The sequence below is a fragment of the Enterococcus sp. AMC1252 genome, from assembly GCF_058216515.1.
The window spans coordinates 2468738-2492656 of sequence record NZ_CM177097.1 but is presented as its reverse complement, the minus strand read 5'-3'; the positions used below and the strand labels follow the sequence as shown (position 1 = coordinate 2492656).

General features: G+C 35.0%; 18 protein-coding genes. 17 read left to right on the top strand and 1 reads right to left on the bottom strand.

Going from position 1 to position 23919, the window contains the following annotated elements:
* Nucleotides 1-42: 42 nt before the first annotated feature.
* The 16 genes from AC4BB5_RS11810 to AC4BB5_RS11735 all read left to right on the top strand — a co-directional run bounded on the left by AC4BB5_RS11810 (nt 43) and on the right by AC4BB5_RS11735 (nt 21734).
* Complete coding sequence (locus tag AC4BB5_RS11810) at nt 43-1485, top strand: amino acid permease (RefSeq protein WP_490456321.1); 1443 nt, start codon at nt 43-45, stop codon at nt 1483-1485.
* A 289-nt stretch (nt 1486-1774) separates the two neighbouring features.
* On the top strand, nt 1775-3304 hold the full coding sequence (locus tag AC4BB5_RS11805) for a cell envelope integrity TolA family protein (RefSeq protein ID WP_490456320.1): 1530 nt from the start codon (nt 1775-1777) through the stop codon (nt 3302-3304).
* 374 nt (nt 3305-3678) lie between these two features.
* The gene (locus tag AC4BB5_RS11800) at nt 3679-4404 is read left to right on the top strand and encodes a YcjF family protein (protein ID WP_490456319.1); all 726 of its coding nucleotides are present in this window, start codon (nt 3679-3681) and stop codon (nt 4402-4404) included.
* A gap of 721 nt (nt 4405-5125) precedes the next feature.
* Nucleotides 5126-5728, top strand: a complete 603-nt coding sequence (locus AC4BB5_RS11795; protein ID WP_490456318.1) for a hypothetical protein — start codon at nt 5126-5128, stop codon at nt 5726-5728.
* Between the two features lie 22 nt (nt 5729-5750).
* Nucleotides 5751-6491 carry a hypothetical protein gene (locus AC4BB5_RS11790; RefSeq protein ID WP_490456317.1) on the top strand — a complete coding sequence of 247 codons (741 nt, stop codon included), beginning with the start codon at nt 5751-5753 and terminating at the stop codon, nt 6489-6491.
* A 220-nt stretch (nt 6492-6711) separates the two neighbouring features.
* Nucleotides 6712-9480, top strand: a complete 2769-nt coding sequence (locus AC4BB5_RS11785; protein ID WP_490456316.1) for a helicase C-terminal domain-containing protein — start codon at nt 6712-6714, stop codon at nt 9478-9480.
* A 76-nt stretch (nt 9481-9556) separates the two neighbouring features.
* The gene (locus tag AC4BB5_RS11780) at nt 9557-10063 is read left to right on the top strand and encodes a cell wall elongation regulator TseB-like domain-containing protein (RefSeq protein ID WP_490456315.1); all 507 of its coding nucleotides are present in this window, start codon (nt 9557-9559) and stop codon (nt 10061-10063) included.
* 178 nt (nt 10064-10241) lie between these two features.
* Nucleotides 10242-11432, top strand: a complete 1191-nt coding sequence (locus AC4BB5_RS11775) for a pyridoxal phosphate-dependent aminotransferase (protein WP_490456314.1) — start codon at nt 10242-10244, stop codon at nt 11430-11432.
* Nucleotides 11433-11481: 49 nt separating this feature from the next.
* Nucleotides 11482-12780, top strand: coding sequence for an asparagine--tRNA ligase (gene asnS / locus AC4BB5_RS11770; protein ID WP_490456313.1), 1299 nt, complete (start codon nt 11482-11484; stop codon nt 12778-12780).
* A 182-nt stretch (nt 12781-12962) separates the two neighbouring features.
* Nucleotides 12963-13862, top strand: coding sequence for a hypothetical protein (locus AC4BB5_RS11765; RefSeq protein WP_490456312.1), 900 nt, complete (start codon nt 12963-12965; stop codon nt 13860-13862).
* Nucleotides 13863-14107: 245 nt separating this feature from the next.
* Nucleotides 14108-15445 (top strand): UDP-N-acetylmuramate--L-alanine ligase, encoded by a 1338-nt coding sequence (gene murC / locus AC4BB5_RS11760; protein WP_490456311.1) that lies wholly within the window; start codon nt 14108-14110, stop codon nt 15443-15445.
* Nucleotides 15446-15571: 126 nt separating this feature from the next.
* Complete coding sequence (locus AC4BB5_RS11755; RefSeq protein ID WP_490456310.1) at nt 15572-16054, top strand: MaoC family dehydratase; 483 nt, start codon at nt 15572-15574, stop codon at nt 16052-16054.
* Nucleotides 16047-16727 carry a Bax inhibitor-1/YccA family protein gene (locus tag AC4BB5_RS11750; protein WP_490456309.1) on the top strand — a complete coding sequence of 227 codons (681 nt, stop codon included), beginning with the start codon at nt 16047-16049 and terminating at the stop codon, nt 16725-16727. Before AC4BB5_RS11755 ends, AC4BB5_RS11750 begins: the two co-directional genes overlap by 8 nt.
* A gap of 239 nt (nt 16728-16966) precedes the next feature.
* Entirely contained in the window at nt 16967-18124 is a 1158-nt protein-coding gene (gene argJ / locus AC4BB5_RS11745) for a bifunctional glutamate N-acetyltransferase/amino-acid acetyltransferase ArgJ (RefSeq protein ID WP_490456308.1), read from the top strand.
* Between the two features lie 103 nt (nt 18125-18227).
* Complete coding sequence (locus AC4BB5_RS11740) at nt 18228-20585, top strand: ATP-dependent DNA helicase (RefSeq protein ID WP_490456307.1); 2358 nt, start codon at nt 18228-18230, stop codon at nt 20583-20585.
* Nucleotides 20586-20768: 183 nt separating this feature from the next.
* Nucleotides 20769-21734, top strand: a complete 966-nt coding sequence (locus AC4BB5_RS11735; RefSeq protein ID WP_490456306.1) for an asparaginase — start codon at nt 20769-20771, stop codon at nt 21732-21734.
* A gap of 50 nt (nt 21735-21784) precedes the next feature.
* Here AC4BB5_RS11735 and AC4BB5_RS11730 read toward each other — a convergent pair whose 3' ends face one another.
* Nucleotides 21785-22279, bottom strand: coding sequence for a YajQ family cyclic di-GMP-binding protein (locus tag AC4BB5_RS11730; RefSeq protein ID WP_490456305.1), 495 nt, complete (start codon nt 22277-22279; stop codon nt 21785-21787).
* A gap of 275 nt (nt 22280-22554) precedes the next feature.
* On the opposite strand from AC4BB5_RS11730, the gene AC4BB5_RS11725 reads away from it, so the two are divergent.
* Nucleotides 22555-23484: a YitT family protein gene (locus tag AC4BB5_RS11725; protein ID WP_490456304.1), complete on the top strand. Its 930-nt coding sequence runs from the start codon at nt 22555-22557 to the stop codon at nt 23482-23484.
* Nucleotides 23485-23919 lie beyond the last annotated feature (435 nt).

The window sequence follows — 23919 nt, the reverse complement described above, 5'->3', positions numbered from 1 at the left end:
TAAAAAGATATTTTATACTTAATTATGATTAGGAGTGTTTCTATGGAACAAAAGCAATTGCGATGGTTCACCGTTGGTCTGATCGCTTTCAACATGGTTTGGGGCTTAGGTAACGTCGTGAATAACTATGCACAACAAGGAATTTCTGTTGTGACTTCATGGATTTTGATTTTGGTCTTATATTTTATTCCCTATGCGTTGATTGTTGGCCAACTTGGTTCAACTTTTAAAGACAGCAGTGGTGGAGTTAGTTCATGGGTTCAAAATACGAGTACAAAGCGTTTAGCATATTATGCTGCTTGGACGTATTGGGTTGTACATATCCCATATTTAGCTCAGAAGCCTCAACTTGTTTTGATCGCTTTTGGTTGGGCAATTCAAGGGAATGGAGATATTGTGAATAATTTCTCTGTTGTGGGAATTACATTGATCTCTCTAGCGATTTTCTTGATCTTCTTGTTGCTATCAACTAAAGGATTGATGACCTTAAAAGTGATTGGTGGAATGGCTGGAACGGCGATCTTCGTGATGTCGATGCTATTTATCTTATTGGCAGTTGGAGCACCAATGATGAATTCTACTGTAGAATTTGCAACACCGCACATGGATAAAATCAGTACGTATATCCCTAAATTTGATTTTAGTTACTTTACGACTGTTTCCATGCTAGTGTTTGCGGTAGGTGGAGCGGAAAAAATTTCACCTTATGTAAACTCAATGAGAAACCCAGCAAAGGAATTTCCAAAGGGAATGATTTTCTTAGCAGCGATGGTTGGAGTATCAGCCGTTTTAGGTTCATTTGCGATGGGTATGTTATTTGCAAGTAATAATATCCCAGAAGATTTAATGGCGAATGGTGCTTATACTGCTTTCCAACTTTTAGGTGAGTATTATGGTGTGGGTAATTTACTAATGATCATCTATGCCATTACAAATGGTATCGGACAAATTTCAGCTTTGGCCTTCTCAATCGATGCGCCGCTGCAAATTCTTTTAGCTGATGCAGATCCAGAATATGTTCCAGCAGCATTACGTAAGAGAAGTAAAAAAGGTACGCTAGTGAATGGCTACCTGCTAACTGGTATTTTGGTCAGTATTATTATTGTTTTACCAATGTTTGGTATTGATAATATCAAAGAATTGGTGAAATGGTTGACAAACTTGAATTCTGTTGTAATGCCGATGCGTTATTTATGGGTATTCTTTGCCTATATGATGTTAAATAAAGCGTATAAAAATTACTCTTCTGAGTACAAGTTTATTAAAAATCCTAAAATCGCTTTTGGATTTGGGTTATGGTGTTTCCTATTTACAGCTTTTGCATGTATTTTAGGAATGGTACCGAAAGTTGACTTTGCGGCAGATCCTAAAGCATGGTTCTTCCAGTTAGCTTCTAATATTATTACACCAGTTGTATTGATTTTACTAGGGATGATTTTACCTGCCCTAGCAAGACGCGATAAAAAGAAAGCACAAATCAATTAATTTAAAGAGAGCAAGATACTTATTGAGAGTATTTTGCTCTTTTTGATTAACGGGTTCAAATTGTTGGTGCATTTCGCCTTGTGTTTCGAGAAGATCTTTTTAAAATGAATTATTCTTTTTATTTACGTTATGTAGGTAAAAAGGTGATTTTTTCCATCGTTTTTCTTTTAATTTCGTATATTTGTAAAAAAATGAGAACATTTTTTTCTTTTTATCGGTATAATGGAAGGGAAGTCTGTTCTTTTTTCTAAAAAAATGATACGATTTATACAGGAAAAAAATTGAGGAAGTGAGAACGATTAGTAAGCGACAACGTCAATCAGAAAAAGAAGAAAGATCAACCTACCTTTGTAAAGAAGTTGATCCCGATTATCTTGGCCGTGAGATCTATGCCGATAATGTAGAGACACCTTATTCATTTTATTTAGTTCGAAAGTTGAATCTAGCAAAAGATTATCAAAATTTAGCTGAAGGTGAAGCTTTTTTTGATGCAATTTGTGATAGCTGGGACGAAACAGAAGCTTTTGAAGAGCTGGTAGTCAAAAAGATTTATATGTATGTTGAAACTGAAATAATGTACTATACACTTCTGATGGGGAGCTTTGAGCCTACTAGAAGAGAACTTCGTATGAATCTGAAACAATGGTTTGAAGAAATTACTCTTGAAAAGAAGGATCGATCTCTAGTATATAAAGGTGATACATCGTTGAACTCTGGAGAAATGCAAGGAATGATGAAGCAAATGCTTGAAACCTCCAACGAAATTTTCCGTTTGCGTAAAATCATCACGGATTTAACCGATACGATCAACCAAGGGAAAATAGAGATGAATACAGCTAAAAGTAATCCGATTATCTCTAGAAGCATTCAAACGATTCATCTAAAAAGAGCGCAACCTTTGGTGATTGAAGATGACAAGACTGAAAACACAGAACCTTCCGTTATGAACGAGTCTGTAGCTGTAGAAGCAGACCTTGTGGATGATGGTGCCGTTGAAGAAGTTACTATTGCAGAGCCAGTAGAACAAATCAAAGAGGTTGAGGAAGTAGCAGGAGAAGAATCAGAAAAAAAGTTGGAGAACGAATTGGTGGAAAAACCAATTCAAGAAGATTCCCAAGTAGAAGAAGAACCTACAACTTTGCTAACCCAAGAGCCAGAAAATAAGGAACAACCAAAAATACAACGTCCATCAATCAAGTTGAAACGTAAACAAATAGAGAGCGAAAAAGCAAAAGAAACAGTTGAATTTGCTGCAAAAAAAGAAATAAAACAAGAGATAGTAAAAACTAAGCCGTTAGATCTGGATTTGTTAGTATTCAAGAAAAGAAAAACGCAAAAAGCAACACCAAGTAACTGGCCACGTTTTTCTAAGCTGATGAAAGTTAGCAAGACTATTGAAGCACCAGCGAAAATCCCTAATTTTTCTAAGAGCGAGATGGAAAACTTGGAAGATGAAATTTACTTATGTTTCATGAATAAGCGAATGCGTCTTGGAACAAAGAAAAATGGCACCCAAAAAAAGAGTGTTTTACGCTCAGATTTGCTTGCCCAAATCAATCAAGCTGAATATTTAAACTATTCTTGGGGACAAGTATTAAGGCAACGAAAAGAAGATGTTATGATTTGTGGCCGATTAAGCTGTGGTGGATTAGTATCTTCGCTAGATGGATTTTTACAAGAGATGCGAGAAATTGCGTATAGTCGTTCTTTATTTGGTAAAAAAGTGCGTTGCTCAGTTGATCTTTTACGTCGTTTAGAAGGCTATATTTTAATGGATCAATATATGCAACACTTGAGCTTGATGCCAGTTGAAAAATAATGGACAGAATAGAAAATAGTGATATTTTTAGAATAGCACAAAACTGGAAAAGTTTTGCGCTATTCTTTTTTTATTTAATCAATTAAATTTCGTAATAAGTTTCTTTGGAAGTTGCTATGTTGTATAAGTAAATTGATTGTTTGTAGTACATAAGTAAAATTGTATAAATTGAAAAACGATCATAAGCTCTTTCAAAGTGATGATTTACTAGTTGCAAACTATATATCAATACATCTCGTATGGAAATGCTAAGTCAAAAGTGCTGTCGATTGGTGAAATAAGATTTCTACTGTATGATTAGAATAAAGTGTTAAAAGAATCATTTGCAATAGTTATGTAACCTATATTGTTTAGACATAATGGAGGTAAATAATATGAAGAAAATTTTTAAGAAAAAGTCTACAGAAAACAAAAATTCACGCTTAAAAAAGGCAGTAGAAATTGAAAAGCAACAAGAAAAAAAAATGAGTGATTTGGAAAATAAAACAGATGAACAAGAGTTTGACTCTTTTTTCTCTGAGGTAATAAAAAAATTCCCCCAGAAAACATCGTCAATTATCATAGCAAGTTATGGAAAATCAAAAGAGCAAGCTGAAAAGGTTCTGGCTAAAAGTAAAAGTCAATTTGATAGCATCTTTGATGAGTTTTTAAAAGGTGTGGACGTGGAAACTCGTAAAAAGTGTCATACAACCATCCATGCTGCATCCTTAACAGCTGCAATCATAGGGTGTTCACCGATTCCATTTTCGGATGCATTGCTATTGGTGCCAGTTCAATTAACAATGATGGCTCGTTTGCATAAAATTTTTGGTCAATCTTGGTCTGAGAGTATGGGGAAAAGTTTAGGGAAGGAAATTGTCGTTGTTGGCTTGGGCAAAAGTGCTGTTGGCAATATAATAAAATTTATTCCTGCCGTAGGGACTGTAGCAGGTGCTGTAATCAATGCGACAGTTGCAAGTACAATCACAGAAACATTAGGATGGGTGACTGTAAAAATGTTAAATGATGGTGAAGATATTTTTGAGCAGACGATGACGTTTAAAGGTCAATTTCAAACATTGTTTAAAGCTGTACAAAATTCTAGTAAAAAAGTTAAATAGCGTTTATTAAAAAATGGAGAATAGTCGTAATGATAGAGCGAATTAGCAATACGAGGATAAGATTATCAGAAAAAAGTCGTGGGTTTTAACCATACAAGAGGAAGATCGAACGCATTTGTGGTTTGAAAAACAACGGTGTTTAACATAATGAATCAGAAGTTTTAGAATTAAAAAGGAATATAAGCGAAAGGAGAACGAAGGGATACCCTTTTTCTGACTTTGATTTTTTCGGATGTTCCTCAGTTAATCTATTCATACACATTTTCTGAAAATCAAATAAATTTATCAAATATTCCCTTCTTTAAAAAAGAAAGCGTTTGTTTTTGTGTTGGTTATCGGTTGAAATGGAGGCAAGGTACTTTAGAGCGTGTTATGTATGCTGGTGGGAGTCAAGCCATAGGGCGCTATGTTGTTCCTTGGGGATACATAAATTATTATTCAATTTGAAGTTGATGAATAATCAACTTCTTTTTTATATTAATTTATAATTGCTAGTAGCAGTGAATTGAGAAAATTAATTAAAATAGGTATAGAAGCTAAAACTAACTTCTTAGAAAGAACGGTTGTCTTACTAAAAGCTCCTAAGTCTATAGTTGATAATAAGGAAAAAAATATGAATAAATCAAGAATAATATTGAAAAAAGCATGCTTACATGCAAAGATTAATGGTAAGATACTATAAAAACTCGAAGGAGATATTTTTCATAAAAAAGGAGAAAAAATGGGTAAAAAAGTATATTATTTTCTGTTTTTAGGCTCAGCAGTATTATTCTTGACCTCATGTATCAGAAAAGATTATTCAACAGAAGAATCGAAAGCTCTAAAAATGATAGAAGAAGGGCGTACTTTTGTTAGTAAGCAGCAAGAAATTAAGCGAGAAATAAAATACACAGTAACAAAAAATCAATATAAAGAAAATGAAAAAGCAGTTATTTTAAATGGAGCTACTCCAATGATAGAGATTTCTGCTAAAAGAGCAAAGGGAGATCTATATTCTAATTCTAAAAATAAATACAATTATATCACGGTTGAATTTGAGTTTGAAAATAGTAACTATCCAGAAACTTTTGATATGCGTGGTTCAGAAATTTGGATGGTTAATGGCAAAGAGCGAGACTTCAAACAAGGCCAAGGGGGAATGGAATCAAAACCTGCAGCAAAAGGAGAAAAAGGATACTATAAAAGTAATTTTACCATTGGTGAATTAATTGAGATTGGAGATAGTATTTCTATTCGATATAATTATGATTTAGCATTAAATGGTGGTGGATCAGGACCGTTTAACTATATCGAGTTTAAAGTGCCCATTGATATTATTGAATAATCTAATAGGAAAGAGGTCAAGTATGAGTATTAAAAATTTTGAATTAAATGAAGAGAAAGATTTTCTGTTTTATCTCACCGAATTACTCATTGCTACTACTAGATACTTAAACTCATTTGAACGAAGTACTAATGAGTTAGGAATATTTATTAATGAAAGTGAAATTAGAATAGGAAAAAAGCCTACAATTTCTGAAGAAGTTTATCAAGAATTTAGGGATAAAATTAACTTTAGCTCTAATTATTTGCTTAATATTATTGGAGATCATGCTGATTTTGCACTATCTTACCAAAATTATAGAAAAGCTGCAAAAAAGAAAAATATATCTGTTTTCAAATTGAGTGACGAAGAACAAAAACAATTGAATGAAATAACAACTCAAAGAAATTGGGTAGCTCATATACCGGCTTCTCTCTTAAATTCTTATTCCAAGAAAGAACATGACATTGAATCATTCGATGAAAAAGATGTAATTTATTATGTAAAGTTCAATAATTATACTTCAGAGTGGCTCATTGATCTCTACAAAAAATCAACGCAAGGAGTTGAGATGTTTAAAGAATGGCTAGAAATTATGAAAAAAGAATACAAATTATTGACAAATAAGTCATGCATATTAAAAACTTTTGAAATTGATCTTAGACCCTTGAATGATCTTATGCCTGCAACTATATCTTCTAAAATACAGAATAAGCAAATAAAGAACTTTGAAGAACTTAAACAATATTATAAAAAAGAATCTGATTCTAAACATGAAAAGTAATGTAACTGTATATGTTGAATAATTAAAATATTTCAATTTAAGCATAACTAAATTTATAAAAATGATTATTTTTTACTAAGCAGAAAAATAATCAAATTTGTAATACAAATTGAACAAAGACAACCCAAAAAAACTCATCTCATAACCTTTCAAACTAAAACTAAAAAAAAAGTTGATTTTGTAGTATAATTTTCAAGGATAGAGGAAAGGCGGGAAACCCATGAGGAAAAAGCAGACATATGCAGTAGTTGATCTAGAAACAACTGGGACCGACCCATCGGTTGACCGGATTATTCAATTCGGCTGTGTATTGATCCAAGAAGGAAAAATAATTTCCCGTTTTGCGACTGATGTCAATCCTAATCAAGCGATCTCTAAGCAGATTCAGCAACTTACAGGTATTAGTAACTCTCGCGTGCAAAAAGCACCTTATTTTGAAGATGTTGCATTAACAATCTACAATCTATTAGCGGATACTGTCTTTGTTGCCCATAATATCTATTTTGATTATTCGTTTTTAACGCAAGAATTAATACGTTGTGGTACACCAAAATTAAAAATCCCTGGAATCGATACGGTGGAACTCGCTCAGATTTTCTTGCCGACAGAAAAAAGTTTTCGTTTAGGCGACTTGGCTGAGAGCTTAGGATTGGTTCATGACAATCCTCATCAAGCAGATAGCGATGCGCAAGTAACGGCAGAACTTTTGCTTTTAATTGAAGCTAAAATGCATCGCTTACCGTTGATCACGATGGAAACAATCGATCGCTTGAGTCAACAAACTGGTATGGACACTAGCTCTTATATCCATCATATTTATGAAGAAATGAAACGAGATATTCAACCTTTAGCAAATGAACAGCACGTTGTTTCTGGAATTGCTTTAAGAAGAAAAGAAGTTCCGCTATTTGAAGAAAAATTATATGGAAACCCAGTTTTTCCTCAAAATAAAAAAGCTAAAGAAAAAAGATTTTCAGATGTAATCGGCTATCGATCAGAGCAAAGCCGCATGATGAATTTAGTATTTGACCATTTTACAGGTGATGAAAATAAAAATTTGTTTATTGAAGCAGCCACTGGAACAGGAAAAACACTTGGCTATTTATTCCCGCTAAGTTACTTGGCAACGCCAGAAAATCCAGTTATTATTAGTACTGTCTCAATTGTTTTACAAAATCAATTGATTGAAAAAGATATACCGTTAGCCAATCAGATTTGTCCTAAACCAATCAAAGCAGTGATCATTAAAAGTCATCGTCATTATATCGATTTACAGCGGTTCAAAGCTACACTGAAGAACCCGGTACAGCAAAAACAATATGCCTTGTATCAAATGGGTGTTCTTGTCTGGCTAGTAGAAACGCAGACAGGTGATCTTGATGAATTACAATTGACGAATTTTAATCACATTTTTTGGCGGGATGTTGCTCATCGAGGACTTGATTTTTTATCTGATCAAGATTCTTTATATCAAGAGGATTTTGTGCGTTTTCTGTATAAAAAAGTCAGACAAAGTAATGTATTAATTGTCAATCATGCTTTCTTAGCGCAAGAAACGCTCAGGGAGGTTCCGCTTTTACCTAAAAGTTCATACCTAATCATTGATGAAGCACACCATCTACCAGATATTGCTGGGAAGATTGCTAATCGCCAGTTTAACTATGTTTCATTTAAAAAGCAGGCAAATCTTTATCTGGAAGAAGACCAATTGTTTGATCAAGTTAATCAAATTTTTGAATCAGAAGTGCAAGAACAGCGGTTATTGCGTATTTACTCTAAGGCGTTAAATGATTTGGTGGAAGAGTTCAGTGATTTGTTCTATGAAATAAACCAGCTATTTAAAAATGAAATGCAACCGAATTTGGAAGCTACACTGTTGACTAAGCCGCTATTCGATCATTTATCCTTAAATGGAGAAACTTCAATTCAAAAAATCGAAGTACTTTTAACTGAGATGCAGGAGATTCAAAATAGGTTACAACAGTCGATTGTTGATCAGGTGGACAAATATACAGCATCTGAGCGGATTATATTTGTCAGTCTATTGCAATTTTTTGAACGGATTGTGTTTCTGTATGAATGTTTTGATATTTATGTCAACGAATGGCATCCACGCTGGATCAAAGAATACAGCACCACACCTCAAGGATATGGATTGCTTGCAATCAATGATTTAGAGGCAAGTATTTTACCTGAGACGACGTGGTATGACCGCTACCAACGAATTCTATACACAGGCGGAACTTTGAAGTTTGGTAATGACAAGAAGTATTTGCCAAACAAACTAGGCTTGACGGATGTTTTATTTAAGACATTGCCAGATCCTTATAATTACGAGCAGAATGCACGCTTATATATTCCCACAGAAGGTATTGCAATCAGTCAAGCGAATGCTACAGAATTTTCTGCATATATCGCGTCTGTAATCCAAGAATTGTCACAAGAGCAAGATCGTTCTGTATTGGTATTATTTACGTCACATGAGATTTTATCTAGTGTATATTATCGTTTGCATCCTCATTTTTTAAATGTTGGGAGAGAACTTTTAGCTCAGGGCATAAGCGGTAGTCGTGAAAAAATCCTGAAACGTTTTGCACATTCAAAAAATAGTGTCTTACTTGGTGCTGACAGTTTTTGGGAAGGTGTCGATTTGCCAGGAGAAGCATTGTCACTGTTGATAGTCACACGTTTGCCATTTGAAAATCCTAAGCGGCCTTTTGTCAAAGCTCGTTACGATTACCTTGAAGAGAAAGGAATCAATCCATTTACTCATGAGGCTTTGCCTAAAGCTGCACTGCGTTTGCGTCAAGCCTTAGGGCGTTTGATTCGCTCTGATGGTGACAAAGGAGCATTAGTCGTTTTGGATAGACGTTTGGTAACAGCAAGATATGGTAAACGCATGTTAAAATCATTGCCGAAAGATTTAATAGTGAAAGAAGAATCATTAGCTGAGATAACTTCAGATCTAAAAGAATTTTTAAATAAATAAATTTGTCTGCTATCTATTAAATCAAACTGATTTTCTGCTATAATGGTAGCCAGTAAGTTTGGAAAGGGCGAGAAGATTGCAAGAACAAGAAGATCAAAAGGAATCAAGAAAAATCAAGATCCTAATAAGTGTAATTGCGGCCTTATTAGTGATTATTGTAATGATAACTATTTTTTATATTCGCTCAACACATCCAAGGACACAAGCGAAAAAAGAAGCAACAGAAATAGCCAAAGAATATGCACATCTGGAAACAGTGGATAATTTTTATTGGTTTACTAGAAAAGAAACCTATTTTAGCGTAACTGGTAAGGACGACAAAGGAGAGTCACTAGCTGTGATTATCCCAAAATCAGGTGACAAAGTCACTGTCCTAAATCAAAAAGATGGTGTAGAAGAAGGCCACATTCGCCAGATAATGGAAACAGATTATAAAGAAAAGAACATTCAAAAAATCAGTTTAGGACTTTATAACGATAAACCAACGTGGGAAGTCGTTACCAAAAATGATGGTGGATCGTTAAGCTACTATCTATTGTCATTTGAAAAAGCTGAAGAGATTATGATCATCAAAAATGTCTGACGAGACAGTTTTATGAGATAGTTTGAAGAGAACAGCAATTGTATGATAATCATCTACTTGTTGAAACAAGTAGAAATGATGGTATGAACACAGTTAAAGTGATATTTATTTAGGTTTGAGCCTATTAGACTGAACTGGTTCATTCCTCCCGCTGATAAAAAATGAATGGAGCGATAATATGGAGATATCAAATCGAGCAAAAAAATTAGAACCCTCTGTAACGCTAGCTGCAGCTGCTAAAGCCAATGAGCTAAAAGCTTCTGGCAAAGATGTTTTAAGTTTAACAGTTGGTGAACCAGATTTTACTACGCCTAAAAATATACAGCAAGCAGCAATTCAAGCGATTGAAAGTGGAAAAGCTAGCTACTACACGCCGTCAGCTGGAATCAAAGAATTACGTGAAGCTGTAGTAAAACATATTGAAACGTATTATCAATTAAATTATCAAGCAAACAATGTGATTGTGACAGACGGAGCCAAGTTTGCTTTATATCTTCTTTTTCAAGCGGTATTAAATCCAAATGATGAAGTGATCATCCCAGTTCCTTACTGGGTAAGTTATGGAGAACAAGTTAAGTTAGCCGAAGGCGTACCTGTTTTTATCTCATGTGCCCAAGAAAAAAAATTTAAGGTAACAGTAGAACAATTAGAAGCTGCCAGAACAGATAAGACAAGATTGTTGATTTTAAATTCACCTTCTAATCCGACAGGAATGATTTATTCTGCGGAGGAACTACGTAAAATCGGTGAGTGGGCAGTATTAAATGACGTCTTGATCGTTGCTGATGATATTTATGGTAGACTTGTTTATAATGGAGCTACCTTTACACCGATTGCGATATTATCTGAAGCTATCAAAAAACAAACGATCATTATCAATGGAGTTTCTAAAAGCTATGCTATGACAGGGTGGCGTATTGGGTATGCGGTTGGTGATGAAATGATCATTTCTGCAATGAATGATATTGCATCACAATCTACAAGCAACCCAACCGCTGTCAGTCAATATGCGGCAATCGAAGCATTAGTTGGCGAACAAGACACGGTTGAAATCATGAGACAAGCATTTGAAGCACGTTTAAACGAGATTTATCCGTTGTTCGCAGCATTGCCAGGATTTAAAATGGAAAAACCACATGGTGCATTTTATCTGTTTCCAAACATCAAAGAAACATTAACAATGTGCGGCTATACAGATGTCACTAAATGGGTAGACGATTTATTGACAGAAGCGCAAGTCGCACTCGTAACAGGTGCTGGATTTGGCGCTCCTGAAAATGTTCGGATCAGCTATGCAACGGATTTAGATACATTAAAAGAAGCAGTCAAACGGATTGCGGCCTTTATTGAGAAAAAATCAACTAAATAAAATACTTAATTCGGGATAGGTAAAAGAATAGATGAATGGAGAGACGATCGTGGAACAAATTCAAATTATTGATTCAAAAAATCATGTAGGGGAAACAGTCAAAATAGGGGCTTGGATCGCTAATAAACGTTCGAGCGGAAAAATTGCCTTTTTACAATTACGTGATGGAACAGCTTATTTTCAAGGAATTGTAGTAAAAAGTGAAGTCCCAGAAGAAGTTTTTCAATTAGCAAAAAGTTTAACTCAAGAAACTTCTGTATGGATTACTGGTGAAATCAGAGAAGATAGCCGATCAAAATTTGGTTATGAAATTGGTGTAACAGGGATCGAAGTGATTGGTGAAAGCCATGAGTATCCAATTACACCTAAAGAACATGGGACAGATTTTTTGATGGATCATCGTCATCTATGGTTACGTTCTTCACGTCAACATGCAATCATGCAAATTCGTAACGAAATTATTCGTGCGACATATGAATTTTTTAATAACAATAACTTTGTTAAAATCGATCCACCGATTTTAACAGCGAGTACAGCTGAAGGTACAACAGATTTATTTGAAACAAATTATTTTGATCAAAAAGCCTATTTATCTCAAAGCGGACAATTATACATGGAAGCAGCGGCTTTAGCTTTCGGTAAAGTATTCTCCTTTGGTCCAACATTTAGAGCAGAAAAATCAAAAACGCGTCGTCACTTGATCGAGTTTTGGATGATCGAACCGGAAATGGCCTTCATGCATCAAGAAGAAAGCTTAGAAGTACAAGAACAATACGTAGCTTTCCTAGTTCAAAGTGTATTAGACAATTGTGATCATGCTTTAGATGTTTTAGAGCGTGACAGAGAAGTTCTGAAAAAATATACACAACTACCATTCCCGCGTATTTCATATGATGAAGCGGTTGAGCTACTGAAGAAAAATGGATTTGACGATATTGAATGGGGCGATGATTTTGGTTCACCACATGAAACATTTATTGCTAACTCATTTGATCGTCCAGTTTTCATCTTAAACTATCCAAAAGCAATCAAAGCATTCTACATGAAACCACATCCAACTCGTGACGATGTCGTGATTTGTGCGGATATGATCGCGCCTGAAGGATACGGTGAAATCATCGGCGGTTCTGAAAGAGCCATCGACCATGATTACTTATTAGAACAAATTCGTAACCATAATCTAGATGAAAAAGAATATTCTTGGTATTTAGATTTACGTAAGTACGGTTCTGTTCCACATTCAGGCTTTGGTCTAGGGTTAGAACGTACCGTTACATGGTTAGCTGGAATCGAACATGTTCGTGAAGCGAGTCCATTCCCACGTTTATTGAACCGTATTTACCCATAGAAATAACTATTCAGTTAGTCGTTGAACGAAACGTTGCGTTTTGTTTCAGCGACTAATTTTTATAGAAATTAAAACGTTCAAATAAAATTACAATAAGAAAAAAGAAAAAGTAAGGCAAATTGTTTAGAATTCCACTTTTTTATGGTAGAATTGACAGAAAGTAGAATAAAGGAATGACTCGAATGGAAAACCCAACTCAAATCAAAAGAAAACATTTTCGTTTTCCAGCTTATGACGACGAATTAGGCGTAAAATTAGTTTCTGAAAATAAACGAACATTGTTTCAAGAAGAACCAATGCTTTCTAAAACAGTAGTACAACCACAACAAAGTGCACCAGTAATTGATCCGATAAGTGTACAACCAGTGTTGCACAAACAAGCTACACAAACGAACAATCAACATGTCTCACATAGTCAAGAACAAGTCGCAGAATTAGCTCGCCATAAATCTAATCTGCCAAATTATATGATGACTCACAATAAAACGACTTCACCAAAGCAAAAAAACAATCTATTTGGTAATCTACCAAAAAGAAGTTCTTACGGTTTTGGCTCTCAGCAGTCTTCTAATAAAAATAAAGCAGCTTTTTCAAAAGATTTTACTTATGATACTCGTTCATATTTTGTACCAAAGTATATTCCTGCGTCTGTGATCCCAGAGGAAAAAGCACCAGTTTTGACTGAGCAAGAATTAGCAGAATCAATGAAAAAAGACCAAAATTCTTATTTGCTTTTTGATGATGAGCCTGCAGCATTTCAAGTAAAGGGGAATGAAGACCCGACCGTTCAAAAGTTTAATATTCCCAAAGGTTCACCTGAAATCCCAGTAACAAGACGTCAATACCAACAAATCAAGCCCGATATGGAAAGATTTGGTAAAGAAGAAGATATTAGTCATACCTTGCCGCGTTCTCGAAAAGAGCTGAAGACAGCCAAAGAAAATGCTAAAAGTCAAACAGCGTATGGTCAAAAAGTAGCAGAAGCTGAACATGAGAAAAAAAAGGGGATTTTAGATAAATCCTTAAGTGGTATTATAAAAGATTCAAGTATGGAATTAGAGAACAGTAAGTATTTTAAGTGAAAAAGATCTGAGACAAAGCCAAATTGGTTTTGTCTCAGCTTTTTACTGTAACTCATTATAGTTGCTTAGTTGGAACGTAACATAGAAGAGATGATGGTAGAAGTCCTATTACTGTTGCAAAGTAAAGGATTCTGAGTTTTTTTTAGTTGATTATTTCACAATTTTATATGATAATGGGTTGCGTACGATTGGAAAATGTTTAAAAAAGCTACGTTTTATATAGACTTTAAGAGAAGAGGATTAAAATGAGCAATCAAGAAAATAAATTACATCATTTTGTTGGGATAAAAGGTTCTGGAATGAGTTCGTTGGCGCTCGTATTGTTTGAAAAAGGTTATCAAGTGCAAGGATCTGATGTAGACGAGTATTTCTTCACACAACGTGATTTGGAAAAAGCTGGTATTAGTATTTTACCGTTTAATGCTGATAATATTACAAAAGATATGATTGTTATTGCAGGAAATGCATTCCCTGATACCCATGAAGAATTGGTACGTGCGAAAGAACTAGGTGCTGAAATTATTCGTTATCATGATTTTATTGGGCGCTTTATCCAACCTTATACGAGTGTAGCTGTAACTGGCTCTCACGGGAAGACAAGTACAACAGGCTTACTTTCTCACATTTTGACTGGAATCGCACCAACAAGTTATTTGATTGGTGATGGAACAGGTCATGGTGATCCCAATGCTGAGTTTTTTGCTTTTGAAGCGTGTGAATATCGTCGTCATTTTTTAGCTTACTCTCCAGATTATGCGATCATGACGAATATCGATTTCGATCACCCTGATTATTTTAAAAGTATTGAAGACGTATTTTCTGCTTTCCAAACGATGGCTGAACAAGTGAAAAAAGGGATTTTTGCCTATGGTGATGATAAATATCTACGCCAGTTAAAAACAGATGTACCGATTTACTATTATGGATTAGCAGATGATGATGACATTCAAGCTAAAAATATTAAACGAACAACACAAGGTTCTTCTTTTGATGTTTACCATCACGAAACGTTTGTCGGACACTTTGTTTTACCAGCTTTTGGTCAACATAATATCATGAATGCTTTAGGTGTGATCGCCGTAGCTTATTTTGAAAAATTAGATATGGAAAAAGTGGCAAAAGAAATGTTGACTTTTGAAGGTGTGAAACGTCGTTTTACTGAGAAAAAAGTTTCAGACATGATCATTGTTGATGATTACGCTCACCATCCAACAGAAATCATTGCAACAATCGATGGTGCTCGTCAAAAATACCCAGATAAAGAAATCATTGCTGTTTTCCAACCACACACATTCACACGTACAATCGCATTGATGGATGAATTTGCAGAGGCGCTGGATTTGGCAGACGCTGTTTATCTTTGTGATATCTTTGGTTCTGCAAGAGAGCAACAAGGTGATGTGAAAATCGAAGATTTAGGGAATAAAATTCAAAAAGGTGGGCAAGTTATCAAAGAAGATAATGTTTCTCCACTTTTAGATCATGAAAATGCTGTAATGGTCTTTATGGGGGCTGGAGATGTTCAAAAATTTGAACAGGCTTATGAAACCTTGTTAAGTAATACAACGAGAAGTGTACTATAAAATAATAAACTTAAAGAAGAAGTTTCAACAATCCGTTTTTACGTTTTGCTGAAGCCTCTTCTTTTTAACTTGCCTTTTATCGTCATTTTGGTACAATTATCTTATCATTAGTGGAGGTGTACTAATTTGAATATCGGAAAACCGAGAAAATTAGGCAAAACCATCGAAGATATTGAGGAAGGCGATTCGCTGTCTTTAACCGAATCGATCGAAGATAAAGATTTACTTCTTTATTTGGGCTTAACAAACGATGCCAATCCCTTATATATCCAACATGATTATGCCCAAAAAACAGAATATGGCAAACCAATCGTTCCATCGATTATGCTGATGGGAATCATTACCAGTGCAATTTCAAAGCATTTACCAGGACCGGGTTCTCATGTGGTCAATTTTTCGGTGAACTTTGTTGAGCCAGTTTTTCATTATGAGACACTGACGTTTCAGTTTGAAGTGATCAAAGTAGATAAGATGAAGGATGTTGTGACGATTTCGATTGAAGCTGTCAATGAAGAAGAAGATCGGGTACTTGATGCGGTCGTGATGGTACAACCCCCTCAAGTGACGTTAGCAGATTTAGAAGAGAAAGAAGGAGATATAGATGAATAATGGAGCAGTAGCCAATGTTGGCTTAAATAAGTTTTATTCAAAAATTTACGCATTTCTAGCGATGGGTATTGGGGTTAGTGCACTAGTGTCATATCTGATCCTAACGGTTTATCCAATCGTTTTGGTTACATTGTTAAAGTCTTCAGCGTTATTTTTTGGATTATGGATTCTACAAATTGGCTTAGTTTTATTCTTAGGACTAAAAGCCCAAAAGAATCCAAGTTTAGCAGTTAGTGGATTCGTAGTTTATTCCATCTTGAATGGCGTGACAATATCTGCAACATTGCTAATGTATGCTCAAGCAACTGTGGTAAGTGCGTTTGTAAGTGCAGCTGCAACGTTTGGCGCAATGTCACTCGTTGGGATGTTTACGAAGAAAGATTTATCAGCAATGGGACATGCGGCGTATAGCGCATTGATTGGAATCATCATTGCAATGGTGATTAATTTCTTTTTCCTACGTAGTAGTGCAGTCTCATTTTTCATTTCAATTTTGATGGTGTTGATTTTTGCAGGAATTACGGCGTATGATAATCAAAGGATCCGCCAAGTTTACAATGAAACGGGTGGACAAGCTGGAACAGGAATTGCAGTATTCTTTGCATTACAGTTATACCTTGATTTCATCAACTTATTCTTAGCGTTCTTACGTATATTTGGTAAAAATAATTAATCAGTTGATTAAATTTGTAGCACCCAGAGAAATCTGGGTGTTTTTTTGTATAAAAAAAGGCTTCATTTTACATTAATATGCGTAATTAGTCTTTATTTGTGTATAAAAATCCTTTTAAATGCTTAATTGTGATATAAAATGCATTGACTATCTTCACCATTTGATTTATACTTTTATAAAATTAGGAAGCAATGTTCTTTATTGAACGTAAGTTGATCATGTATGGGAAGGTGTTATTGATGGGAAAGTATGAAAATGGGCCAAAAGGATTTAAGTTTTATGGGACACATGTCGGGATCAAGAAAAAAAGAAAAGATTTTGGATTGATTGTGGCTGATGAAGTTTGTCATGCAGCAGCTGTTTTTACGAAGAATACATTTTGTGGTGAATGTATCCCTATCGGGCAAAATCATGTGAAAAATGCTGAATTACAAGCAGTTGTAGTGACGAGTGGTATCGCCAATGTTGCAACTGGAAAAATAGGAAGAGAAAATGAATATAGAATTTTAGAAACTTTATCCGATAAACTGAAGATCAAAAAAGAAGATATTTTACCTTCGTCTACAGGAATGATTGGTCCGCAATTGCCAATCGATATCATAGAAGACTTCTTAAAAAAAGAATCAATTGATCTAAAAGAAAACTATGCCGATTTTGCCCATGCTATTTTGACAACGGATCAACGAATCAAAGTTCGCAGTTTAAAAGTCGGAGATGCAACTATTTTAGGTATTGTTAAAGGTTCAGGAATGATCGAGCCTAACATGGCGACAATGTTAGCATATATCGTGACAGATGCTAAAGTTGAAAAAGAAGAAATATATACTATGCTGAAAGAAGCTGTCGACCAATCGTTTAACACAATCAGTATTGATACGGATACAAGCACAAGTGACACTGTAGCTTTTTTAGCTAGTGGGTATCATGAACTCAAAACAAGCGAATTACAAAGGGCACTGAATCAAGTTTGCAAAGAGCTAGCTTTAGATGTGGTCAAAGATGCTGAAGGAGCTACAAAAACGATGTTTGTCACAGTCAAAAATGCTGAAACAAAAGAACAAGCAAAACAAGCTGGAAAATCGATTATCAACTCCCCTTTGGTCAAGACGGCATTATTTGGTAATGATCCTAATTGGGGAAGAATTGCAATGGCTCTTGGTAAAACCGATGGGTTGATTTTTGATCAGAATAAAGTAGAAATTTTTTATGGAGCCTATCCGATTTTTTCTAATAATAATGAGGAGAAACAAAGTATCAATCAAATAACAGAATACATTGAACAAAATGAAGATATCTATTTAATGGTAGACTTACATCAAGGATCGGAAACTTTTGAAGTAATTGGCTGTGATTTAAGTTATGAATATGTCAAAATAAATAGTGATTATTCTACTTGATGCTTTTTTATATGGAGAGAACAAAACAGTTTTATTTTGTTCTCTCCTCTTTTATTTTACGAATGTATGTTCTATAATAGTGATAGGATAGGTGGGATTGAACATGCAGAATACACAAAGAATCGCAGTCCGCAGATTAGTGGAGTTTATTTTGCGCAGAGGGAGTATTGATGCTAGGCATACGAGTGAACACACCGCGTTAGAAGGTGCTAAGATTCATCGGAAACTTCAAAAGATAGCTGGCGAAAATTATCAAAAAGAAGTCAAATTAGCCATTAACATAGAATTGAATCATCAAACATACATAATTGAAGGTCGAGCAGATGGCATTTTTGTTGATGATAAAAAGCGGACAGTAATTGATGAAATCAAAACATCAGAACCAGCATTTTCAGATTTGTTGGAAGAACAAATTGACATGTATTGGTATCAAGTGATGTGTTACGGCCATATTTACTGTCAGCAAGAAGGCTTGGAACTAATTACATTACAGTTGACCTATTATCAAACTACAACTGACGAAATCACTCGCCAAGAGAAAGAATTTACTAAAGACGAGCTAAAAGTATTTTTTGAAGATCTAACACAAAAATATGAGCAGTGGCTGATTTTTAAAGCAAATTGGCGTAAAATTCGGAACCGATCATTGCAAAAATTACCTTTTCCCTATGGAGATTATCGGGCAGGTCAAAGAGAACTAGCGGTTGCAGCTTACAAAACGATTTTGAGTGATCAGAAACTCTTTGTTGAAGCACCGACTGGTACTGGGAAAACAATTTCAACCTTATTTCCAACCCTAAAGGCGATCGGTGAGGAACAAGCTGAAAGGGCGTTTTATTTAACTGCTAAAACAATTACTCGTCAAGTTGCAGAAGATGCCGTGGAAGCGATGAAACAAAAGAACATGAAATTAAAGAGCGTAACACTAACAGCCAAGGACAAGATTTGTTTTTTGAGTGAGCGAAATTGCACACCGGAAGCTTGCCCTTTCGCTAATGGTTATTATGATCGTTTGAACGAAGGTCTATGGGATTTATTAAATAATGAAGATCAGTTTACACGTGAAGTTATTGAAATTTACGCACGAAAGCATACCTTATGTCCGTTTGAATTGTCTTTAGATGTTAGTTTGTGGTGTGATTTAGTGATTTGCGATTACAATTATTTATTTGATCCAGTTGTTTATTTAAGACGTTTTTTTGAGGAGCAGACAGAAGTTAAAGAAAATGTATTTTTAGTAGACGAGGTGCATAATTTAGTTAATCGTTCGCGAGAAATGTATTCAGCTGAGTTATCTAAAAATAAGCTGTCGATTTTAAAGGGAACTCTTGATAAAAAACAAGATAAGCTGATTCGCGCACTTAGCAAAATCGAAAAAGAATTTGATAAAATCAAATTGATCTGTGAGGAAGCAGGAAAAGAATTTTTACATCAAAATGCACCCATTGATTCTCTGGTTAGAGCAGCTTATTCTGCAGCTGAAAAAATCAAAGAATGGCTTCCAGAAAACCAAGATCATATTGAATTGAATCAAGTCTTATCTGTTTATTTTGAGGTGCTTAATTATACTAAAATCAGTGAAGGGTATGATGATCATTATTGCACGTATGTAAATTGTCAAAATCATGACATTTTGGTCAAGCAATTTTGTATCGATCCGACCTATCTTTTACAACAAAAATTAGACAAAGGTAAAGCCAGTATTTTATTTTCAGCAAGTTTAACACCGCTTGATTATTATCAAAAAATTTTAGGTGGGGGAGAGGAAAGTTTACGTTATCGAATCCCAAGTCCTTTTCCAAAAGAAAATCAATTATTGATAATCGAAAAATATATCCAGACCACTTACAAAGAACGTGCGAATAGTTATGAAAAAATTGTTGATAGTCTGACGAATATGATCCAGCAAAAAGAAGGCAATTACTTTGTGTTTTTCCCTTCCTATTCCTACATGGACATTATCTATGAACTGTTTCGAAAAAGGAATCCAAACGTTAAAACAAAGTTACAAGCAAGCATGATGAATGAAGCTGAACGAGAAGCCTATTTGGCTGATTTTGTGTTGGATCCGCTAGAAACTTTGGTTGGTTTTTGTGTCTTAGGAGGCATCTTTTCAGAAGGAATCGATTTAAAGGGGAGTCGATTGGTCGGTACAGCAATTGTTGGAGTGGGCTTGCCACAAATCAATCATGAGCAAGAGTTGATCAAAGACTATTATGATCAGGAAAACAATCAAGGATTTCAATTTGCTTATCAAATTCCTGGGATGAATAAAGTTTTGCAAGCAGCTGGTAGAGTTATTAGAGATACTGGTGATAGAGGCGTCGTATTACTTTTAGATCAGCGTTTTTCAACGTCCGCTGTTCAGCGTTTTTTTCCGCCTCATTGGGACCAGATTCAAACATCTTATTCTCACGATCGGACTAAGCAGTTTTTGGAAGGATTTTGGCACCTTGATTAGACAGAAGATGGTAGGAAAAAATACACCTAACTGGTATACTGAAACAAGTATTGATCCATCAATTAATGCTCATTTGTGATGAGTATAGTGAGTTGAAAAAAGCCGAAGTCTTGATTATCGGCTCTTTTTTGAGCAGTATAATTTCAGAGTGATTCAAATAAAATAATCATAGGGAGACGAAAGATGAAAACAATCCTAGTTTTACATACAGGCGGCACGATTTCAATGTCAAAGGAAGCAGATGGAAATGTGACAACGAACAACATGAACCCATTGCTTGATCAAGAAGAGTTATTAGCAGGAAAAGTCAATTTGATTGTTGAACCGATTTTCAATATTCCTTCTCCTCACATGACATTAGAGCGAATGCTGGAATTAAAACAACGCATTCAAAAAGCTTATACTGAAAATGTCGATGGAGTGGTCATTACTCACGGAACAGATACATTAGAAGAAACAGCTTACTTTTTAGATATTACATTGGAACATAAAATTCCAGTTGTTTTAACAGGAGCAATGCGTTCAAGCAATGAAATTGGGACAGATGGTTTATATAATTTCATCAGTGCGGTCTGGACAGCCTGTTCGGATGAATCTTATGGCAGAGGTGTGCTTGTTGTAATGAATGATGAAATTCATACAGCCCGCTATGTGACAAAAACGCACACCACAAATGTAGCCACATTTCGGACACCAACGTTTGGTCCAATTGGTATGATTGCTAAAGAACGAACTTTTTTTGCAAGTGAAGTAAGCACTCAAGAGGTTTGCGATATAGAGAATGTTGCTGGAGAAGTTTATGTGATCAAAGCATATGCTGGCATGGATGGTAGTTTATTTGATTTAGTGAATAATGAGCAAACGGATGGTATTGTGATAGAAGCATTGGGGGCAGGAAACTTACCACCAGAAACATTACCTGCATTGGAAAGGGTTCTAGCTAGAAATATTCCGATTGTTTTAGTGTCAAGGTGTTCTAACGGCATAGCAGAAGATATTTACGATTATGAAGGCGGCGGTGTTAATTTAAAGAAAATGGGCATTATTTTTTCTAGAGGATTAAATGGACCAAAAGCTCGAATTCGCTTGATTGTAGGGTTGAATAGTGGGAAAGATTCGCAAGCATTGGCTGATTTTTTAAGCCAATAAAATAAAAAAGTATAACGAGTTGGCAAGGTCTTAACTCGTTATACTTTTTATTAACGGAAATTTGTGAATTGTAACTCCACAGGTAAGTCTAAATTTCTAAGCAAAGCAATCACTTTTTGTAAGTCATCACGGCTTTTTCCAGTGACTCTGATTTGGTCTTCTTGAATTTGCGATTTCACTTTGATACCAGAATTTTTGATCGCAACATTGATTTTTTTGGCGTTATCTTTATCAATGCCACTGATCAAATCGCCATATTGACGAGCAGAACCTCCAAGGGCTTTTTCACTTGTTGAAAAGTGGATGTTTTTGATAGGTACAGCTCTTTTGACTAGTTTACTGAACAAGACATCTTTTACTTGTTCGATTTTATAATCATCTTCAGCGACCACGACTAATTTATTGTTTTCTAATTTTATATCTGCGATTGACCCTTTAAAATCAAAACGATTTTTGATTTCTTTCATTGCAATCTGGATCGAGTTTTTGACTTCTTCCATATTCATTTCCGATGTTACATCAAAACTTGCTTCTTTTGCTGCCATTTGCTAATCTCCTCTCAGTATTTCTTACTTTTATAGTACCATTAAATAGGGAAGAAACAAGTAAAAAAAACATTTTTGATAGGAGCGTTGAATCAAGGAAAGCAGATCGATTGAACGGTCAGATCATAAGAATAAAATAATCCTCATTTTCTGCTTTTTTTCTTTTCTTTTATTAAGCAACCTGTTATTCTAATTCGAGGGATTCTATGTTAGAAAATAAAACATAGAAGCTGGAAAGAATGATTACGGCTTTCCAGAAGATTGGGAGGTTTTGGATGAGTAAGTGGGTTATTTCATATAAAAAAAGTGAGACATTGAAAAAGTTTGCTGTGATTTTTGTTACCGGAATTTTAGTAGCAATCAGTTTGAACTTTTTTTTGATTCCGGCGAAAGTTTTTTCTGCTGGTATGAATGGAGTTGCGCAAATTATTGCAACGCTATTGCATACACATTTGGGAATCACGCTAGATACTGGACTTTTTATTTTATTACTAAATATTCCTATTTTTATTTTAGGTTTTATGAAACTTGGAAAAGAATCAACGATTTACAGCTTTTTAAATGTCGCATGGGTTTCTTTAACGACCATTTTGATTCCAATCGAAGTAATCACGACCAATCCTTTGATGAATGCGATCGCAGGTGGTGTGTTGATTGGGATTGGTGCAGGATTGTCGCTTAAGATGGGATTTACGACTGGCGGAATGGATGTTATTTCATTGGTTTTATCCAAAACTACTGGGAAAACGGTTGGCAATTATATGTTTATGTTAAATGGAATCATTGTGGCAATCGCAGGATTTGTGTTTGACTGGGAAAGTGCGTTATATACGATTATTTCGATTTACTGTATGACTCAAGTAGTGGATACAATCCATACAAGTCACCAAAAGATAACGGCGATGATCGTGACCGTTCAGCCAGAAATCGTGACACAGGCAATTTCAAAGCAGATGGTTCGGGGGATGACTCTACTGCCATCGATGGGCGGTTATTCTGGTGTTGAAGGAAGAATGATCATGATGGTGATAACACGTTATGAATTGTATGATTTGGAGCAAATTGTTTATGCAGTAGATGAGAATGCATTTATGAATATCATTCCTACACATTCTGTATTGGGACGATTTGCAAATGAAGATGAGCAGCGAATTTTTAAAAGTACAGGGAGTTTCCCTGAAATGAAAAAGCATAAGAAGAAATAATGAATACACAAACAAAAAAAACAAACAAACAACTTCCTATTGGCTAGTGTTTGTTTTTTTGTTGTAAGGAAATTTTTAACTCAAGTCACTTTGGTGGTTTTAGTACCATGAACTGAAGCCATGTGCTAGGTGAAGGTCAACAATTGTTAAGCAAAGAAGAAACAGAAAGAATTGCTAAGTAATTTTTAGATCAGTTGGAGCCAGGTTATTTTGAAACTTTGGGTAGTTTATGGATTGATCAACATGACGAAATAATTACTTTAGGTTGTTTTTTATGTTAACCGCATAATAAAATATACAGTGACTGAGGGATAACTCAAAGAGTTATGTCTTAGTCGCTTTTTTGTTATCAGATTTTATGGTAAATTTCCCAGAGATTGACACTTTTTCTCTTGTTGTCAACTGACTTCCCAGAAGTTCTTCAAAGCATTGATA